We start from the raw sequence: 15,729 nt of genomic DNA, 5'->3' as shown, positions 1-15,729 counted from the left end.
CGCGCGGGCCCCGGGCTCCGTAGCGTCGGTGCTCCGACGGAGGCCGCCCGGCCGCCGCGGGGCCGAGGAAGGTCGGTGAGGACGATGACGTGGGACCAGACGCACCGCCGCTGGCAGGCACTGCGTGCCATCGAGGAGCAGCTGTCGGCCGCCGAGGTGCCCGAGCTGCCGTGGCGGGAGGAGTACGCCGAGCTGTTCGGCGACCGCGACGGCCTGCTGGCCGCGCTCCGCTACCGCTGGCGGCTGGCGACGACCGCCCAGCTCGACACCCACCTGCCCGAGCACCTGCTCGAGGAGCAGCGCCGCCGGCTCGCGCTCCGCTCCCGCGGGGTGCTCCAGGTGCTGGACCGCCGGATGGCGGAGGAGCCCGCGAAGGAGGAGGGTGACCGGCGTGTGGTCGCCTGACACCCCCCGTTCCTTCGTCGCCTGGACCCTCGCGCACGGCATGCAGCGGCGGCTGATCCTGCGCGCCGCGCGCCGCGGCGACCTGATCAGCCGGCTCTCGATCGACGCGGACGTCTCGGCCGACCCCTTCCCGTCGTACGACGCGCTGCGGGCGCAGGGCCCGCTCGTCAGCAACGGGTTCGTCCACGGCACCGCCCACCACGCCGTCTGCGACGAGATCCTGCGCAGCGAGGCGTTCGGGACCGGCGGCGGCCACGCCGAGCTGCCGGCGCCGCTGCGGTGGCTGCACGACCGCGTCGCCGACCCGCAGGCGCTCGGCCCGGTCGACCCGCCGTCGATGCTGGTCGTCGACCCGCCGCAGCACACCCGCTACCGCAAGCAGGTGGCGCGCGCGTTCACGGCCCGCAAGGTCGGCCGGCTGGGCGACCGGGTCGCCGCGGTCGCCGAGGAGCTGCTCGACCGGCTCGACGCCGAGGGCGCGACGGGGTTCGACCTCGTCGAGCGGTACGCCGCCCGGCTGCCGGTCGCCGTCATCGCCGACCTGCTGGGGGTGCCGGAGTCCGACCACGGCCGCCTGCTCGAGCTCGGCAACGAGGCGGCCGTGACCCTGGACCCGGCACTGACCTGGCGCCAGTACCGCCGCGCCGAGGCCGCGCTGCGCGACATGCACCGGTGGTTCGCCGCGCACGTCGCCCGGCTCCGCGAGCGCCCCGGCGACGACCTGCTGAGCCAGCTGTCGCTGGTCGAGGGACCCGAGCGGCTCACCGAGGTCGAGCTCCACCAGGTGGGCCTGCTGGTGCTCGGCGCCGGGTTCGAGACGACGGTCAACCTGATCGGCAACGCGGTGGCGCTGCTCGACGCGCACCCCGACCAGCTGGCCCGGCTCCGCGAGGACCCCGACGGCTGGCCCAACGCGGTCGAGGAGGTGCTCCGGCACCAGTCGCCGGTGCAGATGACGATGCGGGCGGCCAAGCACGACGTCGAGGTCGCCGGGACGACGATGCGCGCCGGCGAGGCGGTGCTGGTGTTCCTCGGCGGGGCCAACCGCGACCCGGCCGTGTTCGCCGAGCCGGACCGCTTCGACGTCGGCCGCCCCAACGCGGCCGACCACCTCGGCTTCTCCGCCGGCGTCCACTTCTGTCTCGGGGCGAGCCTCGCCCGGCTGGAGGCGGCCGTCGCGCTGCGGACCCTCTACGAGCGGCACCCGGGTCTCCGCATCGCCGGCCGCACAGAGCGCCGCACCACCCGCGTGCTCCGGGGCTTCGAGCGGCTGCCGGTCGCGACCGGGGCCCGCGTCGACGCCTGAGGGGTCTCCGCCGCGGGGCTACGGTCGAGACGTGCCCGACCCGAGCCCGCGGAGCGTCTCCCGACACCTGGGCACGGTCGCGCTCGTCGTCCTGGTGGTCGTGCTCGTCGCAGCCGGCTTCCTCTGGCAGCGCGACGGCGGCGAGCCGCCCGGCGGCGCCGTCACGGAGTTCCCCACCGCGACACCGGCGGGCACGTCGACGCCGGCCGAGCCCTCCGGCCCCGCCGAGGACCCTGCCGACGGCCCCGCCGACGACACTGCCGACGACACTGCCGATGCGGCGCCGGGGGAGACCGCGACCGGCGGTCCCGGGGCCGGCGCCGCCCCCGCGGCGCTGCCGCGCCGCCCCCGCGTGGTGGTCGTGTCGATCGACGGCCTGGCGTCGTACGCCGTGACCGAGCAGGGCACGCCGACGCTCCACCGGCTCCTGGAGGAGGGCGCGGGCACGCTCAACGCCCGCACCGCCTACGAGCAGACCCACACCCTGCCCAACCACACGGGCATGGTCACCGGCCGGCGGGTCGACCCGGCCGAGGGCGGTCACGGTGTCACGTGGAACGAGGAGTCCCGGCGCACGGTGCGGCCCGGGGTGCAGTCGGTGTTCTCGGTGATCGCCCGGGCGGGCGGCGACAGCGCCGTCTTCGCCGGCAAGCCGAAGTTCGAGATGTGGGAGCGGGCCTGGCCGGGGACGATCGACGAGCTCGTCATCGACGACGACCTCCCCGCGCTGACCGGTGCGCTGCTCGACGACCTCGCCGAGGAGCGCCGGGAGCTGACCTTCTTCCACGTCGCCGCGCCCGACAGCGCCGGCCACGAGCACGCCTGGGGGTCGCCGCAGTACGACGCCGCGGTCGTCGAGGCCGACGCCGCGCTCGCGCGGGTGGTGGACGCGGTGGAGGCCGACCCCCGGCTGGCCAGGGAGACGCTGGTCGTCGTCACCGCCGACCACGGCGGCGCCCGGGGCGAGTTCGAGCACGGCGACCCCGCCTCGCGGGCCGACCACCAGGTGCCGTTCGTCGTCTGGGGCCGCGGCGTGGCCGCCGCCGACCTCTACGCACTCAACCCCGACTACGCGGACCCCGGCACCGGCCGTCCGTCGTACGACGGCCCGCAGCCGGTGCGCAACGCCGCGGTCGCCAACCTGGTCCTGGACCTGCTGCGCCTCCGCCCGGTCCCGGGAAGCCAGGTCGGCACCCGTCACGACCTCGACGTCCGCTGACCGGCCTGCCGGAGAGACGCCGGTCACTTTACAACCGCCGCCCTCTTGTCAAGCACGCTTTACAAGTCTTACGGTGTTGTCAACCACCGGCGCCGACCACGCCCGCGCCGGGCCCGGACGCACCGGACGACCACGACAGCGGAAGGCAGAGATCGATGACGACCTCGAGCACCCGAGCCACCTCGGACGAGTACGGCCACACGATCCCCGAGGGCTCGACGGAGAAGTGGAAGGACAAGAAGCGCTACCTGTGGCTGCTCGGGCTGCTGATCCCCGGCTTCGCAGTGTTCGCGTTCGTCGCCTACGCCACGGCCGGCTGGAGCTGGGCGCTGTGGATCGGGCCGATCCTGATCGTCGCGGTGATCCCCGTGCTCGACCTGCTCGCGGGCCTCGACCCGACCAACCCGCCCGACGACGCGATCGAGGAGCTGGAGAACGACCGCTACTACCGGTGGGTGGTCTTCATGTACCTGCCGATCCAGTACCTCGCCTTCTTCGGGGTGATGTACATGGTGGCCGGCGGCAACCCGCTGCAGGGCGCGGCCGAGCTGCTGGGCATCCGGGACTGGGTCGCGGCCAACGTCAGCGCCGACCTGGTCCGCGACTTCGACCTCTCGGTCTGGGACAAGGTGGGCATCACCATCTCGCTCGGCTACATCAGCGGGATCGGCATCAACACCGCCCACGAGCTCGGGCACAAGAAGGAGTCGGTCGAGCGCTGGCTGTCCAAGATCGCGCTGGCGCCCGCCTTCTACGGCCACTTCTACATCGAGCACAACCGCGGCCACCACGTGCGGGTGGCCACCCCCGAGGACCCCGCGTCCAGCCGCCTGGGTGAGAGCTTCTACCGGTTCTGGCCGCGCACGGTCAGCGGCTCGCTGAAGAGCGCCTGGGAACTGGAGGCCAAGCGCTACCGCCGCAAGGGCACGCACCCCTTCCACCTCGGCAACGACGTGCTCAACGCCTGGCTGATGTCCTTGGCCCTGTTCGGCACCGTGATCGCGCTGTTCGGCGTCGAGATCATCCCGTTCCTGCTGCTCCAGATGGTGATCGGGTTCTCGCTGCTGGAGGTCGTCAACTACCTGGAGCACTACGGCATGCTGCGCCAGAAGGTCGGACCCAAGCAGCGCTACGAGCGGGTGCTGCCGATGCACAGCTGGAACAGCAACAACATCGTCACCAACGTCTTCCTCTACCACCTGCAGCGGCACAGCGACCACCACGCGAACCCGACCCGGCGCTACCAGACGCTGCGGGACTTCAAGGAGTCGCCGGCCCTGCCGACCGGCTACGCCGGGATGATCAACCTCGCCCTGGTGCCGCCGCTGTGGCGCAAGGTGATGGACAAGCGGGTCGTCGACCACCTCGACGGCGACGTGACGCTGGCCAACATCCAGCCCGGCAAGGAGCAGAAGTACCTCGCCAAGTTCCCGCCGCCCTCGGACCACGAGGTCCACAAGGACGACGTCTGGATGCAGAAGTACGACGGCGAGGTGCTCGCCGCCCGCTGCCCCGGCTGCGCCTACAGCTACGAGGTCGCCGCCGGCGACGAGCACGAGGGCTTCCCCGCCGGCACCGCCTGGGCCGACATCCCCGACGACTGGACCTGCCCCGACTGCGGGGTGCGCGACAAGATCGACTTCGTCCCGTTCGACCCCGACAAGGTGGAGGCCTGAGCCGCCCGCGGCTCAGAGGCAGGAGAGGCAGGAGCAGATGAGGATCATCGCGGACCTGGACAAGTGCGAGGGCCTCGGCATGTGCGAGGCGATGGCCGACGACTACTTCGAGGTCGACGAGGACCAGGAGCTGGTCCGGGTGCTCGACGACACCCCCCCGGAGGCGGACCGCGCCCACGTCTACGCCGCGGTGCAGGCCTGCCCCGTCCTCGCGCTGACGCTCGAGGGCTGAGCAGGACGGGGGACCGTTTGGCATCCTTGGTGGCGCCGGCCGCAGCACGCGGCCGGCGCCGCGCCGGTTGGCCGGCCGAGATGAAGGGCATTACGATGGGGATCCTACCGGGTCTAAGCGCGCGGGTGGGCGAGCGGGCGTCCGGCGCCGCCGGCACCACCCTGCGCGACCGGCTCGTCGACGCCGCCGTACGGCTCACCACCGACCAGGGCTGGGCGAAGGTCACCATGGCGCGGCTCGCCGACGAGGTCGGCGTGAGCCGCCAGACCGTCTACAACGAGATCGGCACCAAGAACGACCTCGCCGAGGCGATGGTGATGCGGGAGCTCGAGCGGTTCCTCGCGGGGGTGACCCGGTCGTTCGAGGAGAACCCCGACGACCTGATCGGCGCGATCCGCGACTCCGCGCGCCGGGTCCTCGGCTACGCCCAGGACAATGCGCTGCTGCACGCCGTGGTCTCGGCGACGCACGGCGCGGACACCGAGCTGCTGCCGCTGCTGACCACCCACTCCGAGCACCTGCTCGACGGGGCCAAGCTGGTGGTGGCCGAGCGGGTGGCGTCGTACGACCTCGGGCTGCCGGCCGAGCGGCTCGAGGCCAGCATCGACATGGTGGTCCGGCTGGTGCTCAGCCACGTGATGCAGCCCTCCGGCGACCCCGCCAGGACGGCCGACGACATCGCCTGGATCGCGGCGCGGGTGCTCGAGTCCGGCCGCGGGGGATCCGCACCTTCCTGAGACATCCGGTCGCACGGCCCGGGGTTCGCAACTACCCTCGGGGTGGGAGGGAAGGTCCATGGCGTTTGCGCGACCGCGCGCGGGGGTCACGGCTGGCCTGGTGGGCGCCGTGGCCGTCACGGTGCTGTCCGCGTGCGCGACGCCGCAGCGGAGCACCCCGGAGGGCGACCAACCGAGCAACGCCTCCGGTCCCGCGACGCAGACCCCCGACCGCTCCGCCGGCGGCGAGCACACCGTCGAGGCGCCCGGCACCTTCGACGGCCAGCAGTACGGCGACGACCTGCTGGTCGTCAGCGACGAGACCATCTCCGAGGAGATGCTCGAGCAGATCACCTCGATCAAGGTCCGCGGCAAGAAGGCCGTGGTCGCCCACGAGCGGCTCGCCTACGGCCAGTTCTCCGTGGAGAACCAGGTGTTCAACATCGCCGCCGTCGATCCCGCGGAGTACCGCCGGTTCACCGGCGACCGCAGCGCCACCTTCCAGGACCAGTGGGACCGGATCGCCGGCGGCGAGATCGCGGTCGACCAGGACCTCCAGGAGCAGGTGCCCGTCGACGACGACGGCTACGTGCAGGTCGGCAAGCAGCGGATCCACCTCGGCGCCTGGTCGCCGGCGGCCGTCGACAGCGTCGACGCGATGGTGAACAAGAAGTGGGGCGAGACCCTCGGGCTCCCCGAGGACAACGCCGTCATCATCAACACCGGTCTGGCCTCCCCCCAGGTGGTCCGCGAGCGGATCGAGAAGGCCCTCGGGCAGGGCGCCGTCTCGATCACCGCCCTCGACATCGTCCAGCAGGCCGGCATCGACCTCGACACCTACCAGAACGTCATCCCGGTGGGCGCGTTCAGCGACGCGGTCGGCGTCTTCCGCTACACCCCGATCGGCGGCGGCCGGATCGCGCCCGACCCGGCCTGGGTGAAGAAGTACATCGTGACCGAGACCGTGCCGATCCTCGGCCGGGTCACCTGCAACCGCTACATGATGCCGCAGTTCAAGGCCGCCCTCGCCGAGATCCAGCGCACCGGGCTGGCCGACAAGATCAACCCCGGGGAGTACGCCGGCTGCTACTACCCGCGCTTCATCGCCGGCTCCACGACGCTGTCCAACCACTCCTTCGGCCTGGCCTTCGACATCAACGTCCCGGGCAACCAGCGCGGCACGGTGGGCGAGCTCGACCGCGGCGTGGTGGCGATCTTCAAGCGCTGGGGCTTCGCCTGGGGCGGCGACTGGTCCTGGACCGACCCGATGCACTTCGAGCTCGAGCGGATCGTCAGCCCCGGCTGAGCCGCCGCCCGTCTCCCGGGGGTCGAGCGGCGAGCGCCCCGAGCGCCGGACGGTGACACCATCACTGTCATCGTCGTGCCATGATCGGCCCATGTCTTACGAGCTCGGTCAGGGAACCGGTCCGCTGAAGGGCCTCAAGGTCGTGGAGATCGCGGGCATCGGCCCCAGCCCGCACGCCTGCATGATCCTGGCCGACCTCGGCGCCGACGTGATCCGGGTGGAGCGCCCCGGCGGCCAGATGCTGACCGGCGGCTCGCACGACCTGCTCAACCGCGGCCGGCCCAGCGTCGCGCTGGACCTGAAGAACCCGGAGGCGGTCGCCACCGTGCTCGACCTGGTGGACTCCGCCGACGTGCTGGTCGAGGGCATGCGGCCCGGGGTCGCCGAGCGGCTCGGCTTCGGCCCGGAGGCCTGCCACGAGCGCAACCCGCGCCTGGTCTACGGCCGGATGACCGGTTGGGGGCAGGACGGCCCCTGGTCGCAGGCGGCCGGCCACGACATGAACTACATCGCGATCACCGGCACCCTGTTCGGGCTCGGCCAGGTGAAGGACAAGCCGCAGTTCCCGACCAACCTGGTGGGCGACTTCGGCGGCGGGTCGACCTACCTGGTGATCGGCATCCTCGCCGCGCTGCTGGAGGCCAAGGTCTCCGGCAAGGGCCAGGTGGTCGACGCCGCGATCGTCGACGGCACCGCCAACCTCAACGCGATGACCTCGGCCTTCCTGGCCAGCGGCAACTTCCACGAGGAGCGGGCCGCGAACCTGCTCGACGGCGGGGCGCCGTACTACGACATCTACGAGACGGCCGACGGCGAGCACATGTCGGTGGGGGCGCTGGAGCCGCAGTTCTACGACAAGTTCGTCGAGCTGCTCGGCATCCAGGACACCGCGCCGGACCGGTTCGACCTCGAGCGCACCGACGAGCTGCGCACGCTGATCGCGAACCGCTTCAAGGAGCGCACCCGCGACGAGTGGTGCGCCGTCTTCGACGGCACCGACGCGTGCGTTGCGCCGATCCTGCGGATCAGCGAGGCGGCCGACCACCCGCACATCAAGGCGCGCGAGGTGTTCGTCGAGCACGAGGGCGTCGTACAGCCGCAGCCGGCGCCGCGCTTCTCGCGGACCGCCGCCACGCTCGGCCTGCCGCCCGCCCCCGCGCCGGGTGCGCACACCCGCGAGGCCCTGGCCGCCTGGGGGATCGGCGACGTCGACGGCCTCGTCGAGCGGGGCGCCGCGGTCGAGGTGACAGACTGACGCCATGACCGAGCAGTCCTCCGCGGCCACGCCCCAGCACGTCGACGTCCTGGTGATCGGAGCCGGGCTCTCCGGTGTCGGCGCCGCCGCCCAGCTGCGCGAGCGCCACCCCGGTCGCAGCGTGCTGGTGCTCGAGGCCCGCGACGACCTCGGCGGCACCTGGGACCTGTTCCGCTACCCCGGCATCCGCTCGGACAGCGACATGTTCACCTTCGGCTACAAGTGGCGCCCGTGGAAGAGCGACGTCGCCCTGGCCGACGGCGACCTGATCAAGACCTACATCCGCACCGTCGCCGACGAGTACGGCGTCACCGAGCTGATCCGCTACCGCCACCGCGTGGTGCGGGCCGAGTGGGACACCTCCGAGGCCCGCTGGACGGTGACCGTCGCCGTCGGCGACCCGGCCGACGGCGAGACGGTCACCATCACCACCGGCTTCCTGTGGTCGTGCGCGGGCTACTACCGCTACGACGAGGGCTTCCAGCCGACCTGGCCGGGCATGGACGAGTTCCGCGGCGCGCTGGTGCACCCCCAGCACTGGCCCGAGGACCTCGACTACTCCGGCAAGCGGGTGATCGTGATCGGCAGCGGCGCGACCGCCGTGACCCTGGTGCCGGCGATGGCCCCGAGCGCCGAGCACGTGACCATGCTGCAGCGCACGCCCACCTACATCCTGTCCCGGCCCGGCCGCGACCCGGTCGCCCGCGCGCTCGGCCGGCTGCCCTACAGGCTGTCCTACCCGGTCGTCCGCTGGTCCAACATCCTCCAGGCGGTGGTGTCCTACCAGGTGGCCCGCCGCTGGCCGGAGAAGGCGAAGGCGTTCATCCGCAAGAACGCGGAGCGGATGCTGCCCGAGGGCTACGACGTCGACACCCACTTCAACCCGCCGTACAACCCGTGGGAGCAGCGGCTCTGCTTCGTGCCGAACGGCGACCTGTTCCGCGCGATCCGCAAGGGCCAGGCCGAGATCGTCACCGGCACCATCGAGACGTTCACGCCCGACGGGGTGCGGCTGACCTCCGGTGAGGAGATCGCCGCCGACGTGGTCGTCACCGCCACCGGCTTCCAGCTGCTGCTGCCGTTCGGCGGGGTCGACCTCGCCGTCGACGGCCAGGAGATGGAGCTGAAGGACCTGGTCGCCTACAAGGCGCTGATGCTCAGCGGCCTGCCCAACTTCGCGTTCACCATCGGCTACACCAACGCGTCCTGGACGCTCAAGGCCGACCTCGTCATCGACTACGTCTGCCGGCTGCTGGAGCACATGGACCGGCACGGCTACCGGATCGCCGTACCCGAGCCCGACCCGCAGGTCGAGCGGATGCCGCTGCTCGACTTCAAGTCCGGCTACGTCGAGCGCTCCGCGCACCTGCTCCCCGCCCAGGGCGACCAGGCCCCGTGGCGGCTCGACCAGAACTACATCGTCGACCGCAAGGCGATCCAGAAGGCGCCCATCGACGACGGCGTCCTCCAGCTGAAGTAGGCCGACCGTCGCGGAGGCCCCCGCCCCGCCCCGCCCCGCCCCGACCCGCCAGGGCCGTCCGGGATTCGTTGACGCGGCCACCACCCCGCTAGGCTGGGACCACTGGTCCGGCCGGTCTTGCCCCGGACCCACGCGCAGCGCCTCGGCGCGGCGCCCTCGATCCAGAGGCCCGCTTACCTCGTCCCCTCACCCGTCGGGACAGCACGGCGAGACGCCCACCGAGAGATCTCTTCTGTGACTGCCACCTTCGCCGACCTCGGCGTGCCCACCGACCTGCTCGCCGTGCTGACGGCCGACCAGATCACCGTTCCCACCCCCATCCAGGCCGCGACCCTGCCGGACTCCCTGGCCGGCCGCGACGTCCTCGGCCGCGGCCGCACCGGCTCCGGCAAGACCTACGCCTTCGGGCTCCCGCTGGTGGCTCGACTCACGCAGTCGGGCCGCCGGCCGGCAGCCAAGCGCCCCCGCGCGCTCGTGCTCGCCCCGACCCGCGAGCTCGCCAGCCAGATCAACGCCACGATCGAGCCGCTGGCCAAGGCGGCCGGCCTGACCACCACCACCGTCTTCGGCGGCGTCGGCCAGGGCCCCCAGGTCACCGCCCTGCGCAGGGGCGTCGACGTCCTGATCGCCTGCCCCGGCCGGCTCGAGGACCTGATCCAGCAGGGCCACTGCAGCCTCGCTGACGTCGAGGTCACCGTGCTCGACGAGGCCGACCACATGGCCGACCTCGGCTTCCTGCCCGCCGTACGACGCCTGCTGGACCAGACGCCCAAGGGCGGCCAGCGGATGCTGTTCTCGGCGACCCTGGACGGCGCGATCAACGTGCTCGTCAAGCGGTTCCTCGACAAGCCGGCCGTGCACGAGGCCGACTCGGCCCAGTCGCCGGTGGCGAAGATGGACCACCACGTGCTCCACGTCGACCGCGACCTGCGGCTGCCGGTGCTGCTCGACCTGGTCAGCGCGCCCGGCCGCACGGTCGTCTTCACCCGCACCAAGCACGGCGCCAAGGCGCTGGCCCGCCAGCTGAACAAGAACGGCGTGCCGGCCGTCGACCTGCACGGCAACCTGAGCCAGGGCGCCCGCACCCGCAACATGGACGCCTTCCACAGCGGCCGGGCGACCACCCTGGTGGCGACCGACATCGCCGCCCGGGGCATCCACGTCGACGACGTCTCGCTCGTCATCCACGCCGACCCGCCGGCCGAGCACAAGGCCTACCTGCACCGCTCCGGTCGTACGGCGCGTGCCGGGGCCGCCGGCACGGTCGTCACCCTGATGACCAGCGAGCAGCGCGGCGACGTCCGGTCGCTCACCCGCGCCGCCGGCATCCAGCCCACCACGACTCGCGTCGACGACGCCGGCCACCCGCTGCTGCGCGACCTCGCGCCGGGCGAGCGGTCGCGGCCCGGCGGCCTGGTCGCGGAGGTGGCCACGGCCTCCTCCGGTGGCGGGCGCTCGCGCCCCAAGGCCGGTGCCGGCAAGCAGGGCGGTGGCCGGTCCGGCGGCCGCTCGCGCAACGGCGGCGGGCAGTCCCCGGCGAAGGCCGGCGGCCAGCCCCGCTCCGGCGGCGGCAAGCGGCGCGGCGCGTCCGGCTCCGGGGGGTCCGGGGGGTCCGGCGCTTCGGGCAGTGGTGCCAACGGTGCCAGCGGGGGCGGCCGCAACCGGCGCCGTACGAGCGGCGGCTCCGCAGCGGGCGGCAGCCACAGCGCGGCGTCGTTCAGCTCCGGCCGGCGCTGAGCGCGCTCGACCCAACGGGCCCGGACGGGCCCGACGGGCGGCCGGGTCAGGTGCCCTTGAGCGCCTGACGCCGCCGCGTCTCGTCCATGGCCTGCTCGTAGGCGGCGACCAGGCTGGCGACCGACAGCGGCTTGAGCTGCTCGACGACCTGGCGGATCGTCTCCGGCGGCGCGCCCTGGGACTTGTACGCCGGCCACACCATCGTCCGGAACAGCTCCATCAGCTCCTCGGCGATCTGGCGGCCGTGCTCGCGGTAGACCTCGGCGGCGGCCTCGGCCGCCTCGGTCGGGAAGCCGAGGTCGAGCAGGGTCAGGCCGACCGAGAGCTGGGACAGCGCCACGGCGTACCGGCCGTGCTCGAGGGTCGAGATCACCCCGAGCGCCTCCAGCGTCTTGAGGGTGTCGCTGTCGAGGCTGCGGTCGCAGCGGCGCTCCAGCTCGTCGTGGCTCAGCTCGAGCGGCCGGTCGGCCTGCCACGGCGCCAGCATGGTGCGGCGCAGCGCGATGTCCTCGGGCGAGGCGTCGGCCGGGATGCTGGCGACGTACCCCTCGATCGCCGACAGGGTGAACCCGTGCGCCTGCAGCTCCTGCACCAGCTCCAGCCGGGCGACGTGGTCGGCGGTGTAGTAGCCGAGCCGGCCGCGCCGGATCGGCGGCGGCACCAGCCCGCGGGTGGTGTAGAAGCGCACCGTCCGCACGCTCATCCCGACGCGCTGGGTGAGCTCGTCGAGGGTGAGCAGGTCACCCGGTGACCGCTCCTCGGGACCACCCTCGCTCTTGACCATGACAGTAATAGTGTCACAATCGTCGGGAGGGACACCTCTTCCCGTACGGCGCGCCCGCCGACCGCCGTACCCCACGCCGAGAAACAAGGACGGTCATGGCAGAAGCATTCGTGTACGACCACATCCGCACGCCGCGAGGGCGGGGCAAGGCCACGGGCTCCCTCCACGAGGTCAAGCCGGTCGACCTGGCCGTCGGACTCCTCGACGAGCTCAAGCGGCGCAACCCCGGCCTGGACCCCGAGCGCGTCGACGACGTGGTGCTGGGCGTGGTCTCCCCGATCGGCGACCAGGGCGGTGACATCGCCAAGACCGCCGCGATCGCGGCCGGCTACCCCGACACCGTCGCGGGCGTGCAGCTCAACCGCTTCTGTGCCTCGGGCCTCGAGGCCGTCAACCAGGCCGCCGGGCGGGTCCGCGGCGGGTTCGAGGACCTGATCCTCGCCGGCGGCGTGGAGTCGATGAGCCGGGTGCCGATGGGCTCCGACGGCGGCGCCTGGGCGTCCGACCCCGCCACCGCGTTCAAGGCCGGCTTCGTGCCCCAGGGCATCGGCGCCGACCTGATCGCCACGATCGAGGGCTGGAACCGCGAGGACGTCGACGCCTACGCCGCCGAGTCCCACCACCGCGCCGCCAAGGCGTGGGCCAACGGCTACTTCGACGGCGCCATCGTGCCGGTCAAGGACATCAACGGGATCACCGTGCTCGACCGCGACGAGACGGTCCGCCCGGACACCTCGGTCGAGGGCCTGGCCGGCCTGAAGCCGTCCTTCGCCCAGATCGGCGCCGACGCCGGCTTCGACGACGTGGCGCTGGAGAAGTACCACTGGCTGGAGCGGATCAACCACGTCCACCACGCCGGCAACTCCTCCGGCATCGTCGACGGTGCCGCGCTCGTCGCGGTCGGCAACGAGCAGGTCGGCACGGACCTCGGCCTCACCCCGCGCGCCCGGATCCTGGCCACGGCCGTCTCCGGCGCCGACCCGATCATCATGCTCACCGGCCCGGCGCCGGCCGCCCGCAAGGCGCTCGCCAAGGCCGGCCTCGAGGTGGGCGACATCGACCTGTTCGAGATCAACGAGGCGTTCGCCGCCGTCGCGATGCGGTTCATGCGCGACATGGGGATCAGCCACGAGATCACCAACGTCAACGGCGGCGCCATCGCCATGGGCCACCCGCTCGGTGCCACCGGCGCGATGATCCTCGGCACCCTGGTCGACGAGCTCGAGCGGCGCGACCTGCGCCGCGGCCTCGCCACGCTCTGCGTCGGCGGCGGCATGGGCATCGCCACCATCGTCGAGCGCGTCTGAGCGCCGTACTCCCTCGAACTCCTCACGACCGCAAGGAAGAACATTGAGCACCGACACTGCAACCGCTGTGCGCTACGAGCGTGACGCCGACGGCATCGTCACCCTCACCCTCGACGACCCGACCGCCAGCGCCAACACGATGAACGACCTCTACATCTCCTCCATGAAGGCCGCCGTCGAGCGCCTCCACGAGGAGCACGACGAGGTCACCGGCGTGGTGATCGCGTCGGCGAAGAAGACCTTCTTCGCCGGCGGCAACCTCAAGAACATGGTCGCCGCGACCAAGGAGAACGCCGCCGAGGTGTTCGCCATGGCCGAGGACGTCAAGGCCGCGCTGCGCCGCCTCGAGCTGTTCCCGAAGCCCGTCGTCGCCGCCATCAACGGCGCCGCGCTCGGCGGCGGCTACGAGATCACGCTCGCCTGCCAGCACCGGATCGCCGTGGACGACAACCGGATCAAGATCGGCCTGCCCGAGGCGACCCTCGGCCTGCTGCCCGGCGGCGGCGGCGTCACCCGCGCGGTGCGGAAGTTCGGCCTGCAGTCAGCGCTGATGGACGTGCTGCTCGAGGGCAAGCAGTTCAGCCCGCAGGACGCGCTGAAGAAGGGCGTCGTCGACGAGCTCGTCAGCAGCCAGGAGGAGCTGGTCCCGGCCGCCAAGGCCTGGATCAAGGCCAACCCGGAGGCCGGCCTGAACCCCTGGGACGCGCCCGGCTACAAGATGCCCGGCGGCACCCCGAAGTCGCCGGCCCTGGCCGGCTTCCTGCCGGCGTTCCCCGCCCTGCTGCGCAAGCAGACCAAGGGCGCCGTCTACCCCGCCCAGCGCGCGATCCTCAGCGCCGCGGTCGAGGGTGCGCAGGTCGACTTCGACACCGCCTCGCGGATCGAGTCCCGCTACCTGACCAACCTGGTCGTCAACCAGAACTCGAAGAACATGATCCAGGCGTTCTTCTTCGACCTGCAGGCGATCAACTCCGGCTCCCTGCGCCCGCAGGGCATCGAGACGTTCAAGGCCACCAAGGTCGGCGTCCTCGGCGCCGGCATGATGGGCGCGGGCATCGCCTACGTCTGCGCCAAGGCCGGCATGGAGGTCGTGCTCAAGGACGTCGAGGTCGCCAACGCCGAGAAGGGCAAGGCCTACTCCGAGGGCATCCTCGACAAGGCGATCAGCCGCGGCCGCTCCACCGAGGAGAAGAAGGCCGAGCTGCTCGGCCGGATCAAGCCGACCGCCGACCCGGCCGACCTGACCGGCTGCGACCTGGTGATCGAGGCCGTCTTCGAGGACCCGGCGCTCAAGGCCAAGGTGTTCGGCGAGATCGCGCCGTACGTCAACAAGGACGCGCTGCTGTGCTCCAACACCTCGACGCTGCCGATCACCGAGCTCGCGCAGGGCATCGAGGACCCGGCGGCCCGTCCGTCGTTCATCGGCCTGCACTTCTTCTCCCCGGTGGACAAGATGCCGCTGGTCGAGATCATCACCGGCAAGGAGACGTCCGACGTCGCGCTCGCCAAGGCCTACGACGTGGTCCAGCAGATCCGCAAGACCCCGATCGTGGTCAACGACAGCCGCGGCTTCTACACCTCGCGGGTGATCGGCCTGATGGTCAACGAGGGCATGGCGATGCTGGCCGAGGGCGTGCAGCCGTGGAGCATCGAGCGCGGCACCACCCAGGCCGGCTACCCGGCGCCGGTGCTGCAGCTGTCCGACGAGCTCAACCTCGAGCTGATGGGCAAGATCGCCAAGGCCACCCGTGAGGCGGCCGAGCGCGACGGCGTGGAGTACGTCGAGCACCCGGGCATCGCGGTCGTCCAGAAGATGCTGGACGCCGGCCGGTCGGGCCGCCTGAAGAAGGCCGGCTTCTACGACTACGACCAGGAGACCGGCAAGCGCCAGTCGATCTGGGCCGGTCTGGCCGACCTCTTCCCGGTCTCCGAGGAGCAGCCGCCGATCGAGGACATCCGCGACCGGATGCTCTTCGCCGAGGCGCTGGAGACCGCGAAGTGCTTCGAGGAGGGCGTGATCACCTCCGCGGCCGCGGCCAACATCGGCTCGATCATGGGCATCGGCTTCCCCCCGATGACCGGTGGCGCGGCGCAGTTCATGACCGGCTACGAGCTCAAGAACGCCGACGGCGAGGTCGAGATCGGCCTCGACGCCTTCCTCAAGCGTGCCGACGAGCTGGCCGAGAAGTACGGCGACCGCTTCCGGGCCACCCCGTGGCTGCGCGAGCTCGCCGCGTCCGGGAAGGGCTTCCCGGCCTGATCGTCGGGGTGCAGGAATCACCGGTTAACCGGTGATTCCTGCACTT

13 protein-coding genes are annotated in these 15,729 nt (G+C 72.1%); 12 read left to right on the top strand and 1 reads right to left on the bottom strand.

The annotated features are described in order from the left end of the window. Positions 1–75: 75 nt before the first annotated feature. The 10 genes from ACPOLA_RS06420 (at position 76) to ACPOLA_RS06375 (ending at position 11,332) form a co-directional block, all read left to right on the top strand. On the top strand, positions 76–405 hold the full coding sequence (locus ACPOLA_RS06420) for a hypothetical protein (RefSeq protein WP_435769579.1): 330 nt from the start codon (positions 76–78) through the stop codon (positions 403–405). Next, positions 392–1,711 (top strand): cytochrome P450, encoded by a 1,320-nt coding sequence (locus ACPOLA_RS06415; RefSeq protein WP_435769578.1) that lies wholly within the window; start codon positions 392–394, stop codon positions 1,709–1,711. The genes ACPOLA_RS06420 and ACPOLA_RS06415 overlap by 14 nt, the downstream gene beginning before the upstream one ends. Before the next feature lie 31 nt (positions 1,712–1,742). Beyond that, positions 1,743–2,930: an alkaline phosphatase family protein gene (locus tag ACPOLA_RS06410; RefSeq protein WP_435769577.1), complete on the top strand. Its 1,188-nt coding sequence runs from the start codon at positions 1,743–1,745 to the stop codon at positions 2,928–2,930. Positions 2,931–3,085: 155 nt separating this feature from the next. Continuing rightward, positions 3,086–4,606, top strand: a complete 1,521-nt coding sequence (locus ACPOLA_RS06405) for a fatty acid desaturase (protein ID WP_435769576.1) — start codon at positions 3,086–3,088, stop codon at positions 4,604–4,606. 37 nt (positions 4,607–4,643) lie between these two features. Further along, entirely contained in the window at positions 4,644–4,838 is a 195-nt protein-coding gene (locus ACPOLA_RS06400) for a ferredoxin (RefSeq protein ID WP_435769575.1), read from the top strand. A 95-nt stretch (positions 4,839–4,933) separates the two neighbouring features. Further along, complete coding sequence (locus ACPOLA_RS06395; protein WP_435769574.1) at positions 4,934–5,575, top strand: TetR/AcrR family transcriptional regulator; 642 nt, start codon at positions 4,934–4,936, stop codon at positions 5,573–5,575. A 58-nt stretch (positions 5,576–5,633) separates the two neighbouring features. Beyond that, positions 5,634–6,860: a M15 family metallopeptidase gene (locus ACPOLA_RS06390; protein WP_435769573.1), complete on the top strand. Its 1,227-nt coding sequence runs from the start codon at positions 5,634–5,636 to the stop codon at positions 6,858–6,860. Positions 6,861–6,951: 91 nt separating this feature from the next. After that, entirely contained in the window at positions 6,952–8,115 is a 1,164-nt protein-coding gene (locus tag ACPOLA_RS06385; RefSeq protein WP_435769572.1) for a CaiB/BaiF CoA transferase family protein, read from the top strand. Positions 8,116–8,119: 4 nt separating this feature from the next. Further along, the gene (locus ACPOLA_RS06380; protein ID WP_435769571.1) at positions 8,120–9,595 is read left to right on the top strand and encodes a flavin-containing monooxygenase; all 1,476 of its coding nucleotides are present in this window, start codon (positions 8,120–8,122) and stop codon (positions 9,593–9,595) included. 234 nt (positions 9,596–9,829) lie between these two features. Beyond that, positions 9,830–11,332: a DEAD/DEAH box helicase gene (locus ACPOLA_RS06375; RefSeq protein ID WP_435769570.1), complete on the top strand. Its 1,503-nt coding sequence runs from the start codon at positions 9,830–9,832 to the stop codon at positions 11,330–11,332. A 46-nt stretch (positions 11,333–11,378) separates the two neighbouring features. Here the strand turns inward: ACPOLA_RS06375 and ACPOLA_RS06370 are convergent, their stop codons facing one another. Beyond that, on the bottom strand, positions 11,379–12,116 hold the full coding sequence (locus ACPOLA_RS06370; RefSeq protein WP_435769569.1) for a MerR family transcriptional regulator: 738 nt from the start codon (positions 12,114–12,116) through the stop codon (positions 11,379–11,381). A gap of 95 nt (positions 12,117–12,211) precedes the next feature. Between ACPOLA_RS06370 and ACPOLA_RS06365 the strand changes: the two genes are divergently transcribed. Then, a complete protein-coding gene (locus tag ACPOLA_RS06365) occupies positions 12,212–13,423 on the top strand; it encodes an acetyl-CoA C-acetyltransferase (RefSeq protein ID WP_435769568.1) in 1,212 nt (403 codons plus the stop codon). Positions 13,424–13,466: 43 nt separating this feature from the next. Next, positions 13,467–15,683, top strand: coding sequence for a 3-hydroxyacyl-CoA dehydrogenase NAD-binding domain-containing protein (locus ACPOLA_RS06360; protein ID WP_435769567.1), 2,217 nt, complete (start codon positions 13,467–13,469; stop codon positions 15,681–15,683). The last annotated feature ends 46 nt before the right edge of the window (positions 15,684–15,729 follow it).

Origin of the sequence: Nocardioides proteolyticus (genome assembly GCF_051280635.3) — a bacterium.
GTDB lineage: Bacteria > Actinomycetota > Actinomycetes > Propionibacteriales > Nocardioidaceae > Nocardioides.
Note: the sequence above shows the minus strand (reverse complement) of the source record. Positions and strands in the feature narration are given on the sequence as shown.